This is a genomic window from Streptomyces sp. NPDC041784 (genome assembly GCF_055591025.1).
Window position 1 is genome coordinate 59,044 of sequence record NZ_JBVJAB010000022.1, and the last position, 25,957, is coordinate 85,000.

Annotated in this window: 3 protein-coding genes; all 3 read left to right on the forward strand. The window is 73.5% G+C overall.

The features are described from left to right. Positions 1-225: 225 nt before the first annotated feature. Genes ACZ6D7_RS34870 through ACZ6D7_RS34880 form a run of 3 tightly spaced genes read left to right on the forward strand, consistent with a single transcriptional unit; the run spans position 226 to position 25,954 of the window. Positions 226-24,429 (forward strand): non-ribosomal peptide synthase/polyketide synthase, encoded by a 24,204-nt coding sequence (locus tag ACZ6D7_RS34870; protein WP_469499826.1) that lies wholly within the window; start codon positions 226-228, stop codon positions 24,427-24,429. Then, the gene (locus ACZ6D7_RS34875) at positions 24,426-24,659 is read left to right on the forward strand and encodes an MbtH family protein (protein ID WP_469499828.1); all 234 of its coding nucleotides are present in this window, start codon (positions 24,426-24,428) and stop codon (positions 24,657-24,659) included. The genes ACZ6D7_RS34870 and ACZ6D7_RS34875 overlap by 4 nt, the downstream gene beginning before the upstream one ends. After that, positions 24,656-25,954, forward strand: coding sequence for a cytochrome P450 family protein (locus ACZ6D7_RS34880; protein ID WP_469499830.1), 1,299 nt, complete (start codon positions 24,656-24,658; stop codon positions 25,952-25,954). The genes ACZ6D7_RS34875 and ACZ6D7_RS34880 overlap by 4 nt, the downstream gene beginning before the upstream one ends. The last annotated feature ends 3 nt before the right edge of the window (positions 25,955-25,957 follow it).

A 25,957-nucleotide genomic window follows, 5' to 3' on the forward strand; every position in this document is an offset into this window, starting at 1 on the left:
CGCCCCCCACGCCCCTCACGTGGGCGCGCATTGCCCTGCCGCGGGCCGGTCCCCCCGCGGCCGCCCGGCCGCTGCCCTGTCCCACTCGGCGCCCCCCACGCCCTCTCGCCCCATGGCCATGCCCCCGGCCCCGTAGGCAAGACCGACTCCCGCCCGCCGAATCGTCCCTCATGTCCCCCGCGCCCGGCGGTCCCGGCTCCGCACAGCAACTCTGGAGGTACCCCCATGTCTGCTCGCGATGATGTCGCCCTGCCCCTGACGGCGGCTCAGCGCGAACTCTGGTTCGCCGAACAGCGCACGGACGGGGTGATCCCGACGTACCGCATCGGCGAGTACCTGGACATCGCAGGGCCCGTCGACACCGACCTGTTCGTCACCGCGCTGCGTCAGGTCGTCGCCGAGAACGAGGCCCTGCACGTGGGGTTCACCGAGGACGGTGACGGGCCACGCCAGATCCTGAGGCAACCGGGGAGCCTGGCAAGCCAGGGGAGCAAGGCAAGCCAAGTGACTGCCCCGGCCGAGGCCGAGTGGAGCCCCCGCCAGCTCGACCTCAGCGCGCACGACAACCCCCGCGCCGCCGCCCTCGCCTGGATGACCGCCGACCGTCTCCGTCCCCTCGACCTCAGCCGCGACCGCCTCTTCAGCCAGGCCCTGATCAAGCTGTCCGACGACCACCACCTCTGGTACCACAGCTACCACCACCTCCTCTCCGACGGCCTCGGCTACGCGCTCGTCGTCCGCCGGGTCGCCGCCGTGTACACGGCGCTGGCCGAGGGCCGGACCCCGGAGCCCACCCCGTTCCCGTCCCTGCGGGCCGTCGTCGACAGCGACACCGCCTACCGCGCCTCCGACCGCTTCACCACCGACCGCGCGTACTGGACGCAGCGCCTCGCCGACCTCCCCGAACCCGCCCGCATCGGCCGTTCCGCGGGCCATCTCACCGCCGGCCCGCGCCACACCCCGCTGCCCACCGACCGCGTACGCCACGCCCTGGAGACGCTCGCCGCCCGCGGCGGAACCCGCTGGTCACGTGTGCTGATCGCGGCCACCGCGCTCTACGTCCACCGCCGCACCGGCGCCCACGATCTCCTCCTCGGCCTGCCCGTCACCGGGCGCGACCGCGCCGAGCCCGTCCTCGCGGCCACCCCGGCCGTGGTGTCCAACATGGTGCCCCTGAGGCTGACCGTACGGCCCGGCACCCGCTGGTCCGCGCTCCTCGACCAGGTCGACACCGAGGTCCGGGCCGCGCTGTGCCACCAGCGCTACCGGGGCGAAGACCTGCACCGCGACCTGGGCCTGCCCGGCGCCCCCGGCTCGGCGTACTCCGCGGTCGTCAACATCATGTCCTTCGACAGCGACCTGAGCTTCGCCGGCGTGCCCGCCACCGCGCACAGCCTCGCCGAGGGCCCCGCCACCGAACTCGCCGTATGGGCGCTGGACCGCCACGACGGCACCGGCCCGCACCTCCAGCTCCAGGCCGCCGCCGACGCCTGGGACGACGACGAACGCCAAGCTCACCAGCACGGCCTGACCATGCTCCTCGAGGCGCTCGCCGACGCCGTCGGCGACGGCGACCATGCCGTCGGCCGCATCGCCCTGCCCAGGCCTGCCGAACCGGCCTCGAACCCGGCCCCCCTCCCGGCCCGCGCCGCCCACCTCGCCGACCTGTTCGAGCGGCAGGTGCTCCGCACCCCGGACGCCGTCGCCGTCGTGGGTCCCGACGCCACCACCCTCACCTACGCCGCACTCGACGCCCGCGCCAACCGCCTCGCCCGGCTGCTCACCGCGCACGGCGCCGCCCCGGAACGCCTGGTCGCCCTGGCGCTGCCGCGCTCCGCCGCGCTGGTCACGGCCGTCCTGGCGGTCCTGAAGACCGGTGCCGCGTACGTCCCGCTCGACCCGGACCTGCCGGGCGCCCGCCTCGCCCGGCTCCTCGACGACACCCGCCCGGCCGTCCTCGTCACCGACGCCGCCACCCGCCCCCGACTCCCGTACGACACCGATCTCGCCGATCTCGTCGTCCTCGACGCCCCGGAGACGGCGGCTCGGCTCGCCGCGTGTCCGGCGACCGCTCCGGACGTGCCCCGCGACCCCCGCCATCCGGCCTACGTCATCCACACCTCGGGCTCCACCGGCCGGCCCAAGGGTGTCGTCACCCCGCACGCGGCGGTGGCGAACCTGGTCCGCCACCAGCTCGGCACCCTGTACCCCCGCCCCCGGGCGCGGGTGGCGCTGACCACCTCCGTCTCCTTCGACGCCTCCTGGGACCAGCTCGCCTGTCTGTTCGCCGGGCACGAGCTGCACGTTCTCGACCGCGACACCTGGGCCGACCCGGACGCCTTCCTCGCCCATCTCGACCGCCACCGGCTGGACTTCGTCAACGCCACCCCGTCCTACCTGCGCGTCCTCCTCGACCACGGCCTCCTCGACGGCGAGCGCCGGCCCCCGTCCGTGATCGTCGCCGGCGGCGAGGCCGTACCGGAGCGCCTCTGGGCGGAGCTGCGGGCCGCCGACGGCGTCCGCGTCCACAACTTCTACGGCCCCACCGAGTGCACCGTCGACGCGGTGACCGCTTCCCTCGACGCGACCGACCGCCCCGCGATCGGCCACCCCGTGACCGGCGCGCGCGCCTACGTCCTCGACAACGCGCTGCAACTGGTTCCCGACGGCGCGCCCGGCGAGCTGTACGTCGCCGGCGTCGGCCTGGCCCGCGGCTACCTGAACCGGCCCGCACTCACCGCCGACCGTTTCGTCGCCGACCCCTACGGCCCGTCCGGCGCCCGTATGTACCGCACCGGCGACCTCGTCCGACGCACCTCCCAGGGCGCCCTCGTGTACCTCGGCCGGGCCGACGACCAGGTCAAGATCCGCGGCTTCCGCGTCGAACCCGCCGAGATCGAGGCCGAGTTGGGCACCCACCCGGCCGTGGCCCGTACGGCGGTCGTCGCCCGCCACGACGGTGCGGACGACGGGGCCCACGCAGTCGCCCCGCGTCCGGCCGCCCCGGACCTGGCGGCTCCATGCCTCGTCGCCTATGTCGTCGTCGAGCCCGGTGCCGCCGTGTCCGGCCCGGAGGAGCTGCGCGGGTACCTGCGCGACCGGCTCCCCGACCACATGGTCCCGAGTGCCTTCGTTCCGCTCGACGCGCTGCCCCTCACCCCCACCGGGAAGCTGGACCGCAAGGCACTGCCCGAGCCCCGGACCGCCGACGGCATCACGGGCGCGGGCGCGGGCGTGGGTGCGGGCGCAGGCGCGGGTGGCGGACGGGCTCCCCGCACCGCCCGCGAGGAGCTGCTCTGCGGACTCTTCGCCGACGTCCTCGGTCTGCCCCGGGTCGGCGCGGACGACGACTTCTTCGCCCTCGGCGGCCACTCACTGCTCGCCATGCGCCTGCTGGCCCGCATCCGCTCCACGCTCGCCATCGATCTGAGGCTCGGCGACCTCTTCGGCGCCCCCACCCCCGCCGGCGTCGCCACCGCCCTCACCGCCACGGACACCGGACCCGCACGCCCCGCGCTGCTCCCCTGCGAGCGCCCCGACGCGGTCCCCCTGTCCTCCGCCCAGCGCCGCCTCTGGTTCCTCCAGCGCATCGACGGCACCGGCGCCACCTACCACATCCCCCTCGCCCTGCGCCTGTCCGGCACCCTCGATCGCCCCGCTCTGCGCGCGGCCCTCCGGGACGTCGTCACCCGGCACGAGAGCCTGCGCACGGTCTTCCCCGACGAACGCGGCGTGCCGCGCCAGCTCGTCCTGGACGTCGAACAGGCCTGCCCCGGCCTGACGGTCACCTCCGCCACCGGGTCCGACCTGCCCGAGCTGCTCACCGCGGCCGCCCGCCGCCCCTTCGATCTCGCCGCCGAACCACCCGTCCACACCGAGCTGTTCACGCTCGCCCCAGACGAGCACGTCCTGCTCCTCGTCGTCCACCACATCGTCGGCGACGGCTGGTCCCTGGGCGCCCTGGCCGACGACGTCACCCGCGCCTACGCCGCCCGCTGCCAGGGCGAGGAACCCGACTGGGCTCCGCTGCCGGTGCAGTACGCCGACTACACGCTCTGGCAGCATCGGCTGCTCGGCGACGCAGCCGACCCGGACAGTCTTTCCGCCCGGCAACTCGCCTTCTGGGAACGGAACCTGGCCGGGCTGCCCGAGCGCCTCGACCTGCCCTTCGACCGCCCCCGCCCCGCCGCCACGACCTACCGCGGCGACCAGCTCCCGCTCCACCTCGACGCCGACCTGCACCACCGGCTCCGCGACCTCGCCCGGGGCCACGGCGCGACCCTGTTCATGGTGCTCCAGGCCGGTCTGGCGGCCCTCCTCGGGAAGCTCGGCGCCGGTACCGACATCCCCCTCGGCACCCCGGTCGCCGGCCGCACCGACGAGGCCGCCGACGACCTGGTCGGCTTCTTCGTCAACACCCTGGTCCTGCGCACCGACCTGTCCGGCGACCCCACCTTCACCGAACTCCTCGACCGGGTCCGGCACGACGCACTGGCCGCGTACGCCCACCAGGATCTGCCCTTCGAACATCTGGTGGAGGAACTCAACCCGACCCGCTCCCTAGCCCACCACCCGCTCTTCCAGACGATGCTCGCCCTGCAGAACGCGCCCCTCGGCGAGTTCGATCTGCCCGGCCTGCACGTGACGACGAGCCTGGTCCCCACCCGCACCGCCAAGTGCGACCTCACCTTCAACCTCACCGAACGCACCACCCCCGACGGCACCCCGGCCGGCCTCGCCGGCACCGTGGAGTACAGCACCGACCTCTTCGACCCCGAGACGGTCGAGGCGATCACCCAGCGGTGGATCCGCCTCCTGCACACGGCGGTGACCGAACCCGGCCTACCCCTCAGTCACTTCGACGTCCTCACCGACACCGAGCGCGAACTGCTGCTGCCCGTCGCCGATGCCGCGCCCGGCGTGGAGGGCGACCTCGTGGGGTTGTTCGAGGCTCGGGTGCGGGAGGTGCCGGATGCGGTGGCGGTGGTGTCGGGGGAGGTGGCGCTGTCGTATGCCGAGGTGAACCGGTGGGCGAATCGGGTGGCGCATGGGTTGGTGGGGCGTGGTGTGGGGGTGGAGGACGTGGTGGCGTTGGCGTTGCCGCGTTCGGTGGAGTTGGTGGTGGCGGTGTTGGGGGTGTTGAAGGCGGGGGCCGCGTATCTGCCGTTGGATCCGGATTATCCGGCTGCGCGGCGGGAGTTCATGGTGGGTGATGCGTGTCCGGTGCTGGTGATCGATGATCTGGCGGCGTTGGACACGGACGGGTTTCCGGAGACCGATCCTGCGGTGCCGGTGCTGCCTCAGTCTCCGGCGTATGTGATCTACACGTCGGGGTCGACGGGGCGTCCGAAGGGTGTGGTCGTTCCGCACGGGAATGTGGTGCGGTTGTTCTCGGCGACGCGGGAGTGGTTCGCGTTCGGTCCGGATGATGTGTGGACGCTGTTCCATTCCTACGCGTTCGATTTCTCGGTGTGGGAGTTGTGGGGTCCGCTGCTGCACGGTGGGCGGCTGGTGGTGGTGCCGTTCGAGACGTCGCGTTCGCCGGAGGCGTTCCTGCGGCTGCTCGCTGCGGAGCGGGTGACGGTGCTGAACCAGACGCCGTCGGCGTTCTACCAGCTGATGCGGGCCGACCGGGAGAGTCCGGGCACCGAACTGGCGTTGCGTACGGTGGTGTTCGGTGGTGAGGCGCTGGAGCCGGCCCGGCTGGCGGACTGGTACGCGCGGCACGCGGACGACGCTCCGGTGCTGGTGAACATGTACGGCATCACCGAGACCACGGTGCACGTCACCCACACCACCCTGAACGCGGACTCCGCCGGCCAGTCCGCCAGCGTCATCGGCACCGCCATCCCCGACCTCCGCACCTACGTCCTCGACGACCGTCTGCGCGCCGTACCCCCGGGCGTGGCAGGTGAGTTGTACGTGTCCGGGCCCGGGCTGGCCCGTGGCTACCTGAACCGCCCCGATCTGTCGTCCGCCCGGTTCGTCGCCGATCCGTACGGCCTCCCCGGCACCCGGATGTACCGCTCGGGGGACGTCGTACGCCGCAACGCCCGGGGAGCGCTGGAGTTCGTCGGGCGGGCCGACGACCAGGTGAAGGTGCGGGGCTTCCGGATCGAACTCGGGGAGATCGAGGCCGTGCTGGCCGCGCATCCCGAGGTGGGTGACGTCGCGGTGGTCGCACGGCAGGACCGTACGGACGACACCCGGCTGGTCGCCTACGTCGTCCCCGCGCCCGGTGCCCTCGCGCACTCGGCCACGCTCCGCGAGCACCTTCGTGAGCGCCTGCCCGAGTACATGGTCCCGGCGGCGTTCGTCGCGCTGGACGCGCTGCCGCTGACCGTCAACGGCAAGCTGGACCGGCGGGCCCTGCCGGAGCCGCAGGCCGGCGGTCTGGGGGCGGGGCGGGCACCGCGCACCCCGCAGGAGCAGATCCTGTGCGAGCTGTTCGCCGAGATCCTCGGGGTCGCCGAGGCGGGCGTCGACGACAGCTTCTTCGACCTCGGCGGTCACTCGCTGCTCGCGACCCGGCTGGTCGCCCGTGTACGGGCCACGCTGGGCGTGGAGTTGGAGCTGCGCACGCTCTTCGAGGTACCGACCCCGGCCGGGCTGGCCACGAGTCTGGCGGGTGCCGGACAGGCCCGCCTCGCGCTGACCCCCTACGCCGAGCGGCCCGAGCTGGTCCCGCTGTCGTTCGCCCAGCGCCGCCTGTGGTTCCTGCACCAGTTGGAGGGGGCGAGCGCCAACTACAACATCCCCCTCGCCTGGCGGCTGAACGGCATCCTCGACCGGTCCGCCCTCGACCGCGCCCTCGCCGACGTCGTGGCCCGTCACGAGAGCCTGCGCACCGTCTACCCGCAGATCGACGGCACCCCGTACCAGAGGATCCTCGCTCCCGAGCGGGCCCGGCTGCCGCTGCGGGTGCGCGACACGACCGAGGAGGACCTGGACGCCGTACTCGCCCATGCGCTGCGCTGCCCCTTCGACCTCGCCGTCGATCTGCCGCTGTACGTCGAGCTGTTCGCGCTCGCGCCGGACGAGCATGTGCTGCTCCTGGTGATCCACCACATCGCGGGCGACGGCTGGTCGCTCGGCCCGCTGGCATGCGACCTCGCCGACGCCTACGCGGCCCGCTGCCGGGGCGAGGAGCCCGTGTGGGCTCCGCTGCCGGTGCAGTACGCCGACTACACGCTCTGGCAGCACCGGCTGCTCGGCGACGCAGCCGACCCGGACAGTCTCTTCGCCCGTCAGGCCGCCCACTGGACGAACGCCCTGCAAGGGCTTCCCGAGCAGATCCACCTGCCCACCGACCGGCCCCGCCCCGCCGTCGCCTCCCACCAGGGCGGCTTCGTCCGGGTGCGACTGGAAGCCGAACTGCACCAGGAACTACGGGAATTGGCGCGGACCCAGGGCACCAGCCTCTTCATGGTGCTTCAGGCCGGCCTCGCCGCCCTGCTGAACAAGCTCGGCGCCGGGGACGACATCCCCGTCGGCAGCCTCATCGCCGGCCGCACCGACCAGGCCCTCGACGACCTGATCGGCTACTTCGTCAACACGCTCGTCTTCCGCACCGACCTGTCCGGCGACCCCACCTTCACCGAACTCCTCGACCGGGTCCGGCACGACGCACTGGCCGCGTACGCCCACCAGGATCTGCCCTTCGAATACCTCGTCGAGGCACTCAACCCGGTGCGCTCCCTGGCCCACCACCCGCTGTTCCAGGTCATGCTCGTCCTCCAGAACGCGCCTCGGGCCGACTTCGCCCCGCCCGGACTGCACACCACCGGCGTTCAGCTCACCACCACCACGTCCAAGCTCGACCTGATCTTCTCCATGTCCGAGCGCCACACGGACGACGGGACCCCGCAGGGCATCGACGGCTTCGTCGAGTACGCCGGTGACCTCTACGACCCCGAGACGGTCCGGACGATGTGCGACCGCTGGGTGCGGCTGCTGAGGACAGCGGTCACCGAGCCGGAACGCCGACTGAGCCGCTTCGACGTTCTGACGGGGGCCGAGCGGCGGCTGTCGCTGCCTGCCGCCGTCACGACAGCCCCGGTCGGCGACAGCCTTGTGGGGTTGTTCGAGGCTCGGGTGCGGGAGGTGCCGGATGCGGTGGCGGTGGTGTCGGGGGAGGTGGCGCTGTCGTATGCCGAGGTGAACCGGTGGGCGAATCGGGTGGCGCATGGGTTGGTGGGGCGTGGTGTGGGGGTGGAGGACGTGGTGGCGTTGGCGTTGCCGCGTTCGGTGGAGTTGGTGGTGGCGGTGTTGGGGGTGTTGAAGGCGGGGGCCGCGTATCTGCCGTTGGATCCGGATTATCCGGCTGCGCGGCGGGAGTTCATGGTGGGTGATGCGTGTCCGGTGCTGGTGATCGATGATCTGGCGGCGTTGGACACGGACGGGTTTTCGGAGACCGATCCTGCGGTGCCGGTGCTGCCTCAGTCTCCGGCGTATGTGATCTACACGTCGGGGTCGACGGGGCGTCCGAAGGGTGTGGTCGTTCCGCACGGGAATGTGGTGCGGTTGTTCTCGGCGACGCGGGAGTGGTTCGCGTTCGGTCCGGATGATGTGTGGACGCTGTTCCATTCCTACGCGTTCGATTTCTCGGTGTGGGAGTTGTGGGGTCCGCTGCTGCACGGTGGGCGGCTGGTGGTGGTGCCGTTCGAGACGTCGCGTTCGCCGGAGGCGTTCCTGCGGCTGCTCGCTGCGGAGCGGGTGACGGTGCTGAACCAGACGCCGTCGGCGTTCTACCAGCTGATGCAGGCCGATCGGGAGAGTCCGGGCACCGAACTGGCGTTGCGTACGGTGGTGTTCGGTGGTGAGGCGCTGGAGCCGGCCCGGCTGGCGGACTGGTACGCGCGGCACGCGGACGACGCTCCGGTGCTGGTGAACATGTACGGCATCACCGAGACCACGGTGCACGTCACCCACACCACCCTCAACGCGGACTCCGTCACCGACCCCGCCAGTGCCATCGGCACCGGGATCCCGGATCTGCGGACGTACGTCCTGGACCGGTGGCTGCGGCCCGTGCCCACGGGCGTGGTCGGTGAACTGTACGTCGGGGGGCCAGGGTTGGCCCGGGGCTATCTGAACCGGCCCGCGCTCACCGCCGGCCGCTTCCTGGCCGATCCCTACGGTCCGTCCGGCGCGCGGATGTACCGCACGGGGGACCTGGTCCGGATGCGGGCCGACGTCACCCTGGAGTTCGTCGGGCGGGCCGACGACCAGGTGAAGGTGCGGGGCTTCCGGATCGAACTCGGGGAGATCGAGGCCGTGTTGGCCGCGCATCCCGAGGTCGGGGATGTGGCGGTGGTCGCACGGCAGGACCGTACGGACGACACCCGGCTGGTCGCCTACGTCGTCCCCACGCCCGGAGGTGACGGTGACAGCTTCTCTCTCCGGGAGTACGTGCGGGAGCGCCTGCCGGAGTACATGGTCCCGGGCGCGTTCGTCGCGCTGGACGGGCTGCCGTTGACCGTCAACGGCAAACTGGACCGACGGGCCCTGCCCGAACCGGAGTTCACGCCCGACGCTGCCGGGCGCGTGCCGCGCACGCCGCAGGAGCAGGTGCTCGCCGAGCTGTTCGCCGAGGTGCTGGGTGTCGAACGGGTCGGCGTGGACGACGACTTCTTCGCTCTGGGCGGCCACTCGCTGCTCGCCACCCGGCTCGTGGCCCGGGTCCGCGCCGCTCTCGGGGCCGAGGTGGAGCTGCGGGCCCTGTTCGAGACACCGACGGTGGCCGGGCTGGCCGCGGGGCTGACGGCCGCCGGGGCGGCGCGCCCCGCGCTGGTGTCGGCCGGACGGCCGGAGCGGATGCCGCTGTCCTCCGCTCAGCGCCGTCTGTGGTTCCTGCACCAGCTGGACGGGACCAGCGCCGCCTACCACATCCCGCTCGCCTGGCGGCTCAGCGGTCCGCTCGACCGCGAGGCACTCGCCCGTGCGCTTGCGGACGTCGTGGCCCGTCACGAGAGCCTGCGCACCCTCTACCCGCACGCCGCCGACGGAGTTCCCTACCAGCTCGTGCTCGACGCCGGGCGGGCACGTCCGGAGCTGCCCGCCACCGAGACCGACGAGGCCGGGCTGCCCGCGCTCCTCGACGGCGCCGTACGGCGGACCTTCGACCTGGCCGCCGAACTCCCGCTGCGGGCCCACCTGTTCGTGACGGCGGCCGATCGGCATGTACTGCTCGTCGTCGTGCACCACATCGCCGGCGACGGCTGGTCCCTCGGCCCGCTGTCGCGGGACCTGGCGGCCGCGTACACCGCCCGCCGCCGGGGCGAGGAGCCCGGCTGGGCGCCGCTGCCCGTGCAGTACGCCGACTACACGCTCTGGCAGCGCGACCTGCTCGGCGAGCCGGCCGACCCCGGCAGCCTCTTCGCCCGGCAGGCAGCCCATTGGACGAACGCGCTGAAAGGGCTTCCCGAGCAGATTCCGCTGCCCACCGACCGGCCCCGCCCGGCGACGCCCTCCTTCCACGGACGGCACCTGCCCGTCGCCGTCGACGCCGATCTGCACGCCGGGCTCCTCGGCCTGGCCCGGCAGCACGGCGCCAGCCTCTTCATGGTCCTCCAGGCCGGTCTCGCCGCCCTGCTGAAGAAGCTGGGCGCCGGCGACGACATCCCCGTCGGCAGCCTCATCGCCGGCCGCACCGACCAGGCCCTGGACGACCTCGTCGGGTTCTTCGTCAACACCCTCGTGCTGCGTACCGACACCTCCGGTGACCCGAGCTTCGCCCAACTCGTCGGTCGCGTGCGGGAGTCGGCCCTGGGTGCCTATGCCCACCAGGAGCTGCCCTTCGATCACCTGGTCGAGGCGCTGAACCCGGCCCGGTCACTGTCCCGCCAGCCCCTGTTCCAGGTCATGCTGGCCCTTCAGAACGTGCCGCGCGGCGACTTCGAACTGCCCGGCCTGGACGCGGAGATCGTGCCCGTGCACCCCGCCACGGCCATGTTCGACCTGTCCTTCCACCTCCTCGAACGCGGCACCGGCGAGGCGGCCGGCCTCCACGGCTATGTCGAGTACGCCACCGACCTCTTCGACGAGACCACCGTCGAACGCCTCCTCACCCGCTGGACGCTCCTGCTGCGGCAGGCGGTCACCGAGCCGGACCGGCCGCTGAGCCGCTTCGACCTCCTTCTCGACGACGAGCGCGACCGGATCCTCGCGACCCCGGAGAGCTCCCTGCCGGACGACGTCGGCGTGCCCGAACTGTTCCGCGCCCAGGTCCGGGCCACCCCGGACGCCCCCGCCGTCGTCCTCGAGGACACCGTCCTGACGTACGCCGAGCTGAACGCCCGCGCCGACCGGCTCGCCCACGCGCTCATCGGGCGGGGTATCGGCCCGGAGGACGTCGTCGCGCTCGTCCTGCCGCGTTCGGCGGAACTCGTCGTCGCGATCCTCGCGGTCCTCAAGAGCGGCGCCGCCTACCTGCCCGTCGACCCCGACTACCCCGCCGCCCGGCGCGCCTTCATGCTGGAGGACGCCTGCCCGGCCCTCGTACTCGACGACCCCGACCACATTCTCGCCCTGGCCGACGGGTGCCCGGCCACCGTCCCCACACCCGTCCGCGACGGTCGCCATCCCGCCTACGTCATCTACACCTCCGGCTCGACCGGCCGGCCCAAGGCCGTCGTCATGCCGTCCGTCGCGCTCGTCAACCTGCTGCGCTGGCATCACCGGGTCGTCGGCGGTGGCCCCGGCACCCGGACCGCGCAGTTCACCGCGGTGAGCTTCGACGTATCCGTTCAGGAGACGCTGTCGGCGCTGTTGTTCGGCAAGACGCTCGTCATCCCCACCGACGAGCAGCGGCGCAGCGCCGACCTTCTCACCGTCTGGCTGGAGCGGCACAGGGTGGAGGAGCTGTTCGCGCCGGCGTTGGTGCTGGAGGCCGTCGCCGAGGCCGCCGAGGAGCACGGCCGGGAACTGCCGGACCTGAGGGTGATCGCGCAGGCCGGCGAGGCGATGCGGCTGGGCGACGCCCTGCGCCGCTTCCAGGCCGGCCGTCCCGACCGGCGTCTGCACAACCACTACGGCCCCGCCGAGACACACGTCGTCACCGCGTACACCCTCCCCGCCGACCTCGACGACTGCCCGCTGCCGGTGCCCATCGGCCGGCCCGTGGACCGCACCCGCGCGCTCGTCCTCGACGCCGGGCTGCGCCCCGTACCCCCTGGTGTGCCCGGCGAGCTGTACCTGGCCGGGACCTGCCTGGCCCGCGGGTACCTGGACCGGCCCGCGGCGACCGCCGAGCGGTTCGTCGCCGACCCCTACGGCCCGCCCGGCACCCGTATGTACCGCACCGGCGACCTGGCGCGGTGGCGCACGGACGGCGAGCTGGAGTTCCTCGGGCGCGCCGACCATCAGGTGAAGGTACGCGGCTTCCGTATCGAACCCGGCGAGGTGGAGGCCGCTCTCACCACGCATCCCGCCGTCGCGCAGGCCGTGGTGGTGCCGCGCGAGGACCGGCTCGTCGCCTACGTCGTCCCGGCCGCCGGAGCGGCAGTGGTTCCCGCCGCTCTCCTCGACCACGTCCGCGACCGTCTGCCCGACTACATGGTGCCGAGCGCGGCCGTCACCCTGGACGCCCTCCCGCTCACCCCCAACGGCAAGCTCGATCGTGCCGCCCTGCCCGTCCCCGCCCCGGACTCCAGGGCGAGCCGCGCCCCGCGCACCCCGCGCGAGCAGATCCTGTGCGACCTGTTCGCCGAGGTGCTCGGCCTCGAACGCGCCGGTGTGGACGCCGACTTCTTCGACCTCGGCGGTCACTCCCTGCTCGCCACCCGTCTGGTGTCGCGGGTCCGCGCCACCCTCGGTGTCGAACTGCCCCTGCGGCACCTGTTCGAGGCCCCGACCCCGGCCGGACTCGCCGCCCGCCTCGACGACGCGGCCGACGCGCGTCCCGCGCTGGTCCCGGCCGCGCGCCCCGAGGCCCTGCCACTGTCGTTCGCACAGCGCCGTCTGTGGTTCCTGCACCGGCTGGAGGGCGCGGGCGCCACCTACCACATGCCGCTCGCGCTCCGGCTGCGCGGCCCGCTCGACCGGCCCGCACTGGAAGCCGCCCTCGCCGACGTCGTCGCCCGCCACGAGACCCTGCGTACGGTGTTCCCGCACACCGACGGCATCCCGTGTCAGCGGATCGTGGCCGCCGCCGAGGCCCGCGCCCCGCTCACGGTCACCGAGGCCGGCGAACCGGAACTGCCCGGCCTGCTGGCCGAGGCCGCCCGTCACGACTTCGACCTGGCCACCGAACTCCCCCTGCGCGCCCACCTGTTCGCGCTCGCGGACGACGACCACGTCCTTCTCCTCGCGCTGCACCACATCGCCGCCGACGGCTGGTCCCTGCGCCCCCTCTCCACCGATCTGGCGGCGGCGTACGCGGCCCGCCGTCGGGGCGAGGAGCCCGGCTGGGCGCCGCTGCCCGTGCAGTACGCCGACTACACGCTCTGGCAGCGCGAGCTGCTCGGCGACGAGTCCGACGCGGACAGCACCTACGCCCGCCAGCTCACCCACTGGACCGGCACCCTCGCCGGCCTGCCCGAACGCCTCCACCTCCCCACCGACCGGCCGCGCCCCGCACACACGACCCACCGCGGCGGCCTGCTCACCACCTCCGTCGACGCCGACCTCCACGGCGCGCTCGCCGCCCTCGCCCGGCGCAACGGCGCCAGCCTCTTCATGGTCCTCCAGGCAGGCCTCGCCGCCCTCTACACCCGGCTCGGCGCGGGCACCGACATCCCCGTCGGCAGCCCCTTCGCCGGCCGCACCGACCAGGCCCTGGACGACCTCGTCGGGTTCTTCGTCAACACGCTCGTCCTGCGCACCGACACCTCCGGAGACCCCAGCTTCTCCGAACTCCTGGGCCGCGTAAGGGAATCCGCGCTCGCCGCCTACGCCCACCAGGACGTCCCCTTCGAGCACCTCGTCGAGGCCCTCAACCCGACCCGCTCCCTTGCCCACCACCCTCTCTTCCAGACCCTCCTCGCCGTCCAGAACGTCCCCGCCACCGACTTCGCCCTCGACGGCCTGGACACCACCCCCCATCCGGTCCGCACCGGCACCGCCCGCCTCGACCTGGCCTTCGCCCTCACCGAACGCCGCCGCCCCGACGGCACGCCCGACGGGCTCGACGCGATCGTCGAGTACAGCGCCGACCTGTTCGACGAGCACACCGTCCGCACCCTCTTCGACCGCTGGGTACGCCTCCTCGCCGCCGCCGTCACCACCCCCGACCGGCCGATCGGCACCCTCGACCTCCTCCACCCCGACGAACGCCACGCAACTCTGCACACTGAATCCCGACTCCCGCTCCCCGACGCCACGTTCGTCGACCTGCTCCGGCAGCAGACGGCCCGCCGCCCGGACGCGATCGCTCTCGTGTCCGGTGAGGTCGAGTTGTCGTATGCGGAGCTGGACGCGCGGGCGAATCAGTTCGCGCATGCGGTGATCGAGCGGGGGGTGGGGGCCGAGGACGTGGTGGCGTTGGTGTTGCCGCGTTCGGTGGATCTGGTGGTGGGGATCCTGGGCACGATGAAGGCCGGTGCGGCGTATCTGCCGGTGGATCCGGAGTATCCGCGGGCGCGGATCGCGTACATGCTGGAGGATGCCCGGCCTGCTCTGGTGGTGGACGAGTTGGCGTTCGCCTCTCGTCATTCGCAGGCCGATCCGCGGGTGGGGATCGATGTGCGGCAGCCCGCTTACGTCATCTACACCTCCGGTTCCACCGGACGGCCCAAGGGTGTCGTCGTCACCCACGGCGGTCTGCCCAGCCTGGTCGCGGCCCAGGTCGAACGGCTCGCCCTCGACGAGACCAGCCGCGTCCTCCAGCTCAGCTCGCCGAGCTTCGACGCGTCCTTCTGGGACCTGTGCGCCGCGCTGCTCACAGGCGCCTGCCTGGTCCTGGCACCGGCCGACGACCCGCTGGCCGGCCTCACCGAGACGGTCACGCATGTGACCCTGCCGCCGTCCGCGCTGGTGGCGGTGGAATCGCTCGCGGTGTCGACGCTGGTGGTGGCCGGTGAGGCGTGTGGGGTGGAGTTGGTGGGGCGGTGGGCTCCGGGGCGGCGGATGATCAACGCGTACGGGCCGACGGAGACGACGGTGTGCGCGACGATGAGCGAGCCGCTCACGCCGTCGGGTGGGGTGCCGCCGATCGGTCGGCCGATCGTGAACGCGCGGGTGTATGTGCTGGACGGCGCGTTGCAGCCGGTGGTGCCGGGTGTTTGCGGTGAGCTGTATGTCGCCGGTGCGGGGCTGGCCCGGGGGTATCTGCGGCGGCCGTCGCTGACGGGGTCCCGTTTCGTCGCCGATCCGTTCGGGGTTCCCGGCAGTCGGATGTACCGCACGGGTGATCTGGTGCGCCGACGGGCGGACGGGCAGCTGGAGTTCGTCGGGCGGGCCGACCAGCAGGTCAAGGTACGCGGCTACCGCATCGAACCCGGCGAGATCGAGACCGTCCTCGCCGCCCACCCGAGCATCGCCCACTCGGTGGTGGCGGTCCGCGAGGAACGGCTCGTGGCGTACGTCGTCCCCGAGTGCGTGCCCGAGCGCCTGCCCGAGCGCGATGCCGCACCGCAGCCCACGCGTGTCTCCCTCCCCGTTCCCGCGCTCGTCCCCGCCCTCCTGGCATTCCTGCGAGAGCGGCTGCCGGATCACCTCGTGCCGAGCGCGGTCGTCACCCTCGACGCCCTCCCGCTCACGCCGAACGGCAAGCTGGACAGGGCGGCCCTGCCCACCCCGGAGTTCGGGTCCGAGACCCCGGCACGGGCGCCGCGCAGCCCCCGCGAGCAGATCCTGTGCGACCTGTTCGCCGAGGTGCTGGGCCTGGAACGGGTCGGTGTCGACGACGGCTTCTTCGACCTGGGCGGTCATTCGCTGCTCGCCACCCGGCTGGTGTCCCGCGTCCGGGCCGTGCTGGGCGCCGAACTCGCCCTGCGCACCCTGTTCGAGACGCCGACCGTGGCCGGGCTGGCCGCGGCGCTCGACGGCGCCGGACGGGCCAGGCCCGCGCTGCTGGCCGGGGACCGGCCCGAGCGGACACCGTTGTCGTTCGCGCAGCGCCGACTGTGGTTCCTCCAGCAGATGGAGGGGCCGGGCGCCGGATACAACATCCCGCTCGCCCTGCGCCTGTCCGGCCGGCTCGACCAGCGGGCCCTGACCGAGGCACTCGCGGACGTCGTCGCCCGGCACGAGACGCTGCGCACGGTGTTCCCCGAGGCGCACGGCATCCCCGGCCCCGATGGCGCCCCGTATCAGAGGGTGCTCGACCCCGACATCGCGCGGCCGCGGGTCGATGTGACCGACACCGACGAGTCCCGGCTCGCCGCCGCGCTCGCCGAAGCCGCCCGTCGGCCCTTCGACCTGGCTGCCGAAGTCCCGCTGAGGGCCCATCTGTTCGCGCTCGGCGGAGACGAGCACGTGCTGCTCCTCGTCCTGCACCACATCGCCGGGGACGGCTGGTCCACCGGTCCGCTCTCCCGGGATCTCGCGGAGGCGTACGCGGCCCGTAGCGCGGGTCACAAGCCCGAGTGGGCGCCGCTGCCCGCGCAGTACGCCGACTACACGCTCTGGCAGCGCGACCTGCTCGGCGACCCGGCCGACCCCGGCAGTGTCTTCGCCGCCCAACTCGGCTACTGGAAGGAGAAGTTGGCCGGACTGCCCGACCAGCTCCGGCTCCCCGCCGACCGGTCCCGGCCCGCCGTCGCCTCCTACCGGGGAGAGTACCTGCTGGTCGAGCTGGACGCCGGTCTGCACGCCGGACTCGTGCGGCTCGCGCGCCGCTCGGGGGCGAGCATGTTCATGGTGCTCCGGGCCGCGCTGGCCGCCCTGTTCACCCGGCTCGGCGCGGGCACCGACATCCCCGTCGGCAGCCCGATCGCGGGCCGCACGGACCAGGCGCTGGACGGCCTGGTCGGGTTCTTCGTCAACACGCTCGTGCTGCGCACGGACACCTCCGGCGATCCCACGTTCTCCGAACTCCTGGGCCGGGTAAGGGAGTCGGCGCTGGGCGCCTACGCCCACCAGGACCTGCCGTTCGAGAACCTCGTCGAGGAACTCAACCCCGCCCGCTCGCTCTCCCATCACCCCCTGTTCCAGGTGATGTTCGCCCTCCAGAACGCCCCCATGGGCGCCTTCGACCTGCCCGGTCTGCGGGTCGCGCCCCTGGTCGTGTCCACCGGCACCGCCAAGTTCGACCTCGGGTTCAACCTGTACGAGCGGCACGACGGCGACGGCCGTCCGGCCGGTGTCGCCGGGGCGGTCGAGTACGCCACCGACCTGTACGACCGGGCCACCGTGGCCGACCTCGTCGACCGCTGGACACGGCTGCTGCACGCCGTCGTGGCCGACCCCGATCGGCACCTGGCCCGGATCGACCTCCTCTCGGCCGAGGAGCGCCACCACCTCCTGCACGACGCCGACGACACCGCCGTACCCGCCGTACCCGTCGAACCGGTCCCGCTGCCGACCGCTTTCGCGGCGCAGGTCCGCGCCACACCGGACGCGATCGCTCTCGTGTCCGGTGAGGTCGAGTTGTCGTATGCGGAGCTGGACGCGCGGGCGAATCAGTTCGCGCATGCGGTGATCGAGCGGGGGGTGGGGGCCGAGGACGTGGTGGCGTTGGTGTTGCCGCGTTCGGTGGATCTGGTGGTGGGGATCCTGGGCACGATGAAGGCCGGTGCGGCGTATCTGCCGGTGGATCCGGAGTATCCGCGGGCGCGGATCGCGTACATGCTGGAGGATGCCCGGCCTGCTCTGGTGGTGGACGAGTTGGCGTTCGCCTCTCGTCATTCGCAGGACGATCCGCGGGTGGGGATCGATGTGCGGCAGCCCGCTTACGTCATCTACACCTCCGGTTCCACCGGCCGTCCCAAGGGTGTCGTCGTCAGCCACGCGGGCATCGCGCACCTGGTGGCCGCGCAGGTCGAGCGGTTCGCCATCGACGCGAGCAGCCGGGTGCTCCAGTTCGCCTCGCCGAGCTTCGACGCGTCGGTGTCCGAGCTGTACACCGCCCTGCTGACCGGCGCGACCCTCGTGCTCCCGCCGGCCGGTGACCCGCTGGCCGGCCTCGCCCAGGACATCACGCACGTGACCCTCCCGCCCTCGGTACTGGCGGCCGTCGACTCCCTCGCGGTGTCGACGCTGGTGGTGGCCGGTGAGGCGTGTGGGGTGGAGTTGGTGGGGCGGTGGGCTCCGGGGCGGCGGATGATCAACGCGTACGGGCCGACGGAGACGACGGTGTGCGCGACGATGAGCGAGCCGCTCACGCCGTCGGGTGGGGTGCCGCCGATCGGTCGGCCGATCGTGAACGCGCGGGTGTATGTGCTGGACGGCGCGTTGCAGCCGGTGGTGCCGGGTGTTTGCGGTGAGCTGTATGTCGCCGGTGCGGGGCTGGCCCGGGGGTATCTGCGGCGGCCGTCGCTGACGGGGTCCCGTTTCGTCGCCGATCCGTTCGGGGTTCCCGGCGGTCGGATGTACCGCACGGGTGATCTGGTGCGCCGACGGGCGGACGGGCAGCTGGAGTTCGTCGGGCGGGCCGACCAGCAGGTCAAGGTACGCGGCTACCGCATCGAACCCGGCGAGATCGAGACCGCTCTCGCCGCCCACCCCGGCGTCGGCCGTGCCGTCGTGGCGGTGCGCGAGGAGCGGCTCGTCGGGTACGTCGTCCCCGCGTCTTCCGCGTCCTCCGCTCCCTCTGGGTCCTCCGCTGCCTCTGGGTCCTCCGGGTCCTCCGGGTCCTCCGCGTCTTTCGGGGAACGCGATCACAGCCAGGAGCAGCACCACATCGCGGGCTGGCGGGAGCTCTACGACGCGCTGCCGGTCGCGTCCGCGCGGGCCGCTCTCGGCGAGAACTTCACGGGCTGGAACAGCAGTTACGACGGCCTCCCGCTCCCCGAGGAGGAGATGCGGGAGTGGCGGGACGCCACGGTGGCCCGGATCCGGGCGCTGAATCCGCGCCGGGTTCTCGAGGTCGGCGTCGGGACCGGGCTGCTGCTGGCCCCGCTGGCGCCGGACTGCGAGACGTACTGGGCGACCGACTTCTCGGCCACCGCGATCGACGCGCTCGCCGAACACGTCCGACGGGATCCGGTACTGGCGGAGCGGGTCGTGCTGCGGACCCGGCCCGCGCACGACGTCGAGGGGCTGCCCGGCGGATTCGACACGATCGTCCTCAACTCGGTGATCCAGTACTTCCCGAGCGCCGACTATCTGCTCGACGTCGTCCGGAAGCTGACCTCGCTGCTCGCGCCCGGCGGTGCGCTGTTCGTCGGTGACGTGCGCAACCTGCGGCTGCTGCGGCCCCTCGCGACCGCGATCCAGGCACACCGGGCGCCCGCCGATGCCCCGGAGACGCGCCGGGCCGTCGAGCGGGCGGTGCGCGGGGAGGAGGAACTGCTCGTCGATCCCGACTTCTTCGCCACGCTGCGGGACCGGGTCGAGGGGATCGGCGCGGTGGCCGTCGAGGTCAAGCGGGGCCGCCACCACAACGAACTCACCCGCCACCGCTACGACGTCACCCTGCACACCCGGCCCATCGTGGACGCCCTGCACGCCCGGCCCACCGCGGAGCGGGACGCCGTGGTGGAGGCGGCGTGGGGGGCCGCCGTCGCCACGCCGGAGGAGGTCCGTGACCTTCTGACCTCCGCCGACCCGGCCGTCCTGCGGATCACGGGCGTGCCCAATGCCCGCCTCACCGGCGAGGTCGCCGCGGACCGGGCGCTCCACGCCGAGGGTGCCATCGGCACCGCCGCCGGCACCCTCACCATCCCCGGCATCGACCCCGAGGTATGGCACACGCTCGGTTCCGTGCTCGCCCGTCGCGTGCACATCACCTGGTCGCCGGTCGCCCCGGACGCGCTGGACGTCGTCTTCGTCGACCCGGCCCGGACGGCCGACCCGCAGGCGCCCGTCGAGGCGTACCGGGCCGACCGGGCCCCTGCCGCGGATCGGACAGGGCGGGCCCGGCCGCTCACCAACACGCCCGCCGGCGGGCGCGGCACCCGGGGTTCCCTGGTCCGGGAGCTGCGGGACTTCCTGCGGGCGCGGCTGCCCGAGCACCTCGTCCCGTCCGTCCTCGTCGTCCTCGACGCGCTCCCGCTGACCGCGAGCGGCAAGCTCGACCGGGCCGCGCTGCCCGATCCCGCCGTGGAGAGCCGGGCGGGCCGGGCACCACGCACCCCGCAGGAGGAGCTGCTGACGCAGCTGTTCGCCGAGGTGCTCGGGGTGGGCCGGGTCGCGGTGGACGACAGTTTCTTCGACCTGGGCGGCCACTCGCTGCTCGCCACCCGGCTGGTCTCCCGCGTCCGCGCGACCCTGGGCGCCGAACTCGACGTCCGTGCCCTGTTCGAGGCGCCCACCCCGGCGCTCCTCGCGGCCCGGCTCGACGCGGCCGGCGAGGCCCGGCCGCCGCTCACGGCCCGTGTCCCGCGCCCGGAGCGCGTGCCGCTGTCGTACGCCCAGCGGCGGCTGTGGTTCCTGCACCGGATGGAGGGGCCGGGCGCCGCCACCTACGTCATGCCGCTGGCGCTACGGCTGACCGGCCCCCTCGACCGTACGGCGCTGCGGCTGGCGCTCGGGGACGTGACCGGGCGGCACGAGAGTCTGCGCACAGTGTTCCCCGAGGCGGACGGCGCGCCGTACCAGCGGGTGCTGGACGTCCGTCCGGAGCTGCCGGTCACCGACACCGACGAGGAACGGCTGACGGGGCTGCTCGCCGAGGACGCCCGGCGCGGTTTCGACCTCGCCACCGAACCGCCCCTGCGCGCACGGCTGTTCGCCCTCGCGCCCGACGACCACGTGCTGCTTCTCGCGGTGCACCACATCGCAGGCGACGGCTGGTCGATGGGCCCGCTGGCCCGGGACCTGGCGGCCGCGTACACGGCCCGTCGTGAGGGGGAGGAGCCCGACCGGGCGCCGCTGCCGGTGCAGTACGCCGACTACGCCCTCTGGCAGCGCGAGCTGCTCGGCGAGGCGGGGGACGCGGACAGCCGTCTGGCGGCCCAACTCGCCTACTGGACCGACACGTTGGCCGGGCTGCCGCAGCAGATCCCGCTGCCGGCCGACCGGCCCCGGCCGCCCGTCGCCTCGCAGCGCGGTGCCACGCTGCCGCTGCGCGTCGACGCCCCGCTGCACGGCGCGCTGCGGGACCTCGCGGCCGAGCACGGCGCCAGTCTGTTCATGGCCCTCCAGGCCGCCCTGGCCGCCCTGTTGAGCCGGCTGGGCTCGGGCACCGACATCCCCGTCGGCTCTCCCGTCGCCGGGCGCACCGACCAGGCGCTGGACGACCTCGTCGGGTTCTTCGTCAACACGCTGGTGCTGCGCACGGACACCTCGGGCGACCCGTCCTTCACCGAACTCCTGGGCCGGGTACGGGAGTCGGCGCTCGCCGCCTACGCGCACCAGGACGTGCCGTTCGAGCATCTGGTCGAGGTGCTCAACCCGGCCCGGTCGCTCTCCTGCCACCCGCTCTTCCAGGTGATGCTGGCCCTCCAGAACGCCCCCGGCGGCACCTTCGCGCTGCCCGGTCTGACGACCGAGCCGGTGGCCGTGCCGACCGGCACCGCACGTTGCGACCTCACCCTCAGCCTCGCCGAGCGGTGCGCCGACGACGGCACCCCCGAGGGGCTCACGGGCGCGGTCGAGTACGCCACGGACCTGTTCGACGAGGACACCGTCCGCACCCTCGTCGCCCGCTGGGTCCGGCTGCTGGAGGCCGTCGTCGACCGGCCCGGGGAGCCGCTCGGCGCGATCGACCTGGTCGCGCCCGACGAACGCCGGATGCTCCTCGTCGACCACAACGCCACCGGCGCGCTGCCCGCCGCCCGTTCGCTGCCCGAGCTGTTCGCCGAGCGGGTGCGGGCCACGCCGGACGCCGTGGCCGTGGAGTGCGGCGACACGACCCTGACGTACGCCGGGCTCGACGCCCGCGCCAACCGGCTGGCGCACGCGCTCGCCGGGCAGGGCGTCGGGCCGCAGACCCCGGTGGCCGTGCTCATGGAACGCTCCGCCGACCTGGTCGTGGCGGTCCTGGGCGTGGTCAAGGCCGGCGGGGTGTACGTGCCGCTGGACCCCGGGTTCCCGCCCGCCCGGATCGACCTCGTCGTGCGGGAGACGGGGGCCGCGCTCGTCCTCACCGAGGACGTGCTCACCGCGCTCCTCGCGGCCGAGGCCCGCACCAGCCCACCCGAAGTGACCTGCCGGCCCGCGCAGTTGGCGTACGTGATGTACACCTCCGGCTCGACCGGCCGGCCCAAGGGCATCGCGGTCACCCACGCCGATGTGGCCGGACTCGCGCAGGCGCCCTGCTGGAACACGGGCGCGGAACCCGGTGGGGGCGCGCACGAGCGGGTGCTGATGCACTCGCCGACCGCGTTCGACGCGTCCACCTACGAGCTGTGGGTGCCGCTGCTGGGCGGCGGCCGGGTGGTGGTCGCCCCGCCGGGACGGCTCGGCGTCGGCGAGCTGTGCGCGGCGGTGGCCGGGCACGGTGTGACCGCGCTGTGGCTGACGGCCGGGCTGTTCCGGGTCGTGGCCGAGGAGCGGCCGGACGGGCTCGCCGGGGTGCGCGAGGTGTGGACCGGCGGGGACGTGGTGTCCGCGCAGGCCGTCGCCCGGGTCCTCGCGGCCTGCCCGGGGCTGCGGGTCGTCAACGGCTACGGGCCGACGGAGACGACCACCTTCGCCGCGCACCACCGCATGGACACCGCCCCGGACCCCGCGCGCCCGGTGCCCGTGGGCCGCCCGATGGCCGGGATGCGGCTGTACGTCCTGGACGGGCGGCTGCGGCCCGCCCCGGCCGGCGCGGTGGGGGAGCTGTACATCGCCGGGACGGGCGTCGCCCGCGGCTATGCCGGCCGGCCCGGCGCCACCGCGGAACGGTTCACGGCCGATCCGTACGGTCCGCCCGGCGCCCGTATGTACCGCTCCGGCGACCTGGCCAGGTGGCTCGGCGACGGCACCCTGGAGTTCGCCGGCCGCGCCGACGACCAGGTGAAGGTACGCGGATTCCGCGTCGAGCCCGCCGAGGTCGAGGCCGCCCTGGCCCGCTGCCCCGGCGTCGCCCAGGCCGCCGTGCTCGCCCGCGAGGACCGGCTCGTGGCCTATGTCGTGTCCGGCCCGGAGTTCCGGCCGCGCGACACGGCCGACCGGCTCCGCCGCGACCTCCCCGCCCACCTCGTCCCCGCCGCGTTCGTCACCCTCGACGCGCTCCCGCTGACCGCCAACGGCAAGCTCGACCGGGCCGCTCTGCCGGCGCCCGAGTACGGTCCCGACGGCGACCGTGACCGGGATGGTGACGGGTGCTGGGGCGGGCGCGGGCCGCGCACCCCGCACGAGCAGGTGCTGTGCGATCTGTTCGCCGAGGTGCTCGGGCGGGACCGGGTCGGGGTCGACGACGGGTTCTTCGACCTGGGCGGTCACTCGCTGCTCGCCGCGCGCCTGGTCACCCGGATCCGGAACACCCTCGGCGCCGAACTCGGGCTGCGCACCCTGTTCCGGACACCGACCGTCGCCGGGCTCGCCGAGCGTCTCGCGCTGCGCGACACCGACGACTCCCTGGACGTCCTGCTGCCGCTGCGGCCGGAGGGGCCGGCCACCCCCCTCTTCTGCGTCCACCCGGGCGGCGGCATCAGCTGGTGCTACAGCGGCCTGCTGCACCACATCGCCCCCGAGCACCCCGTGTACGCGCTCCAGGCCCGCAGCCTCGGCCGCGACGAACCCCGGCCCACGTCCTACGAGGAGATGGCCGCCGACTACGTCCAACAGATCCGCAAGGTGCAGCCGGAGGGCCCCTACCTGCTGCTCGGCTGGTCGGCCGGCGGGCTCGTCGCGCACGCCGTCGCCACGGAGCTGAAGCGCCAGGGGCAGCGCACCGCCCTGCTCGCGATCCTCGACGCCTACCCGGTCGCCGACCTCACCTTCGACGAGCCGCCCGTGCCCACCGAACGGGACGTCCTGGTCGGCATGCTCGACTGCGACCCGGACGAGGTCGGCGAGGAGCCCCTCACCCACGACCAGGTCATGGAGGTCCTGCGGCGCCGGGGCAGCGCGCTCGGCGGGCTGACCGAGCGGCATGTCGAGGCCGTCGTCGCCATCATGATCAACAACGCGAGCCTGGCGCTCACCTTCCGGCCGGCCGTGTTCGACGGGGACATGCTCCTGTTCAACTCCACCATCGACCGCGAGCAGGACTCCCCGGGCGCCGACGTCTGGCGCCTCTACGTGACCGGTTCCATCGAGTCGTACGACATCACCGCCCGCCACGACCGCATGACCCAGCCGGGCTCGCTCGCCCAGATCGGCCCGGTCCTCGCCGCCCGGATCACCGAGGTCCAGCGGCGGTTGTCGTCCACCACGGTCTCCCACACCACCTCTACCTCCACCTCTATCTCTACCTCCACCTCCACCTCCGAGAAGCAGGAGAACCCCTCGTGACCAACCCCTTCGACGACCAGGACGCCTCCTTCCTCGTGCTCGTCAACGACGAGGCCCAGTACTCGCTGTGGCCCGCGTTCGCCGACGTCCCCGACGGCTGGAGGGTCGCCCACCCCGAGGACACCCGTGAGGCATGCCTGGACTACGTCGAACGCACCTGGACCGACATGCGGCCCAAGAGCCTCGTCGAGGCGATGGACGCCGCGGATGGCGCGGACGCGGCCTCGTGAGCACCACCGCCTCCTCCACCGCCTCCCTCTCCGCCGCCACCGGTGTGGAGGACTTCGCGGCGGTCATGCGGTCGGACGCGTTCCGCCGCGACCCCTACCCGGTCTACGCCCGGATGCGCGCCGCGTGCCCGGTGTACCGGGCGCCGCAGGGCGTCTGGTACGTCACCCGGCACGCGGACGTCGAGCGGGCCCTCGGCGACCTGCGGCTGTCCAACGACCGTGAGCGCATGACCGACGCCCTGGTGGCCCGCGACGGCCGGATGCGCGACCTGAGCCGGCTCACCGCACGGCTCGGGCGGGTGATGAGCAACACCGACCCGCCGGACCACGCGCGGCTGCGCGGGCTGGTCAACAAGGCGTTCACCGCCCGCCGGGTGCAGGGGCTGCGGGAGCTGATCCAGGCGGTCGTGGACCGGCTGGTCGACGACGCCCTGGCCGCCGGGCCGCCCACCGACCTGCTCACCGCCGTCGCCTCGCCGCTGCCGCACACCGTGGTCTGCGAGCTGTTCGGCATCCCCGAGGCGGACCGGGAGCGGGTCAAGGAGTGGTTCCGCGGGCTCGGCCGGATCCACGAGGACATCGCCCGCGCCGAACAGGTCGTCGACCGGTTCGAGGCGTACCTGATGGAACTCGTCGGCGAGCGGCGCGCCACGCCCGGGGACGACCTGATCAGCGCCCTGGTCGCCGCACAGGCCCGCGGCGACCGGCTCACCGACCACGAACTGCTGTCGACCTGCTTCATGCTCATCACGGCGGGCGACGAGACCACCACCAACCTCATCGGCAACGGCGTCCTCGCTCTCCTGCGCCACCCGGACCAACTGGCCCGGCTGCGCGCCGAACCGGCCCTGATCCGCACGGCCGTCGACGAGATCGTGCGGTACGACAGCCCCACCCAGGCCATCGTCCGGGTGGCCGCCGAGGACGTCCCCCTCGGCGAGGAGACCGTGCCCGCCGGTGATCTCGTCTACCTCGTGCTGGCCTCGGCCGGCCGCGACCCGGAGCACCACGACCGTCCCGACCGGCTCGACCTGACCCGCCCGGCCCACCGCCATCTCGGCTTCGGCCACGGACCGCACTTCTGTCTCGGCGCGCCGCTGGCCCGGCTGGAGACCGAGCTGGCCGTCGGCACCCTGGTGCGCCGGCTGCCGGACCTGAGCCTGGCCGTCGGCCCGGAGGAACTCGACTGGCGGCCCAACCCCCTGCAACGCCGCCTGACGGCGCTGCCCGTCACCCACACCTCCCAGGAAAGCCCCATCACCCAGGAAACCCCCACTCCCCAGGAAAGGAAGTGACCC

What these genes read in the sequence shown, in the direction of transcription:
- ACZ6D7_RS34870 (WP_469499826.1), top strand. Translation starts at nt 226, where the DNA reads ATGTCTGCTCGCGATGATGTCGCCCTGCCCCTGACGGCGGCTCAGCGC.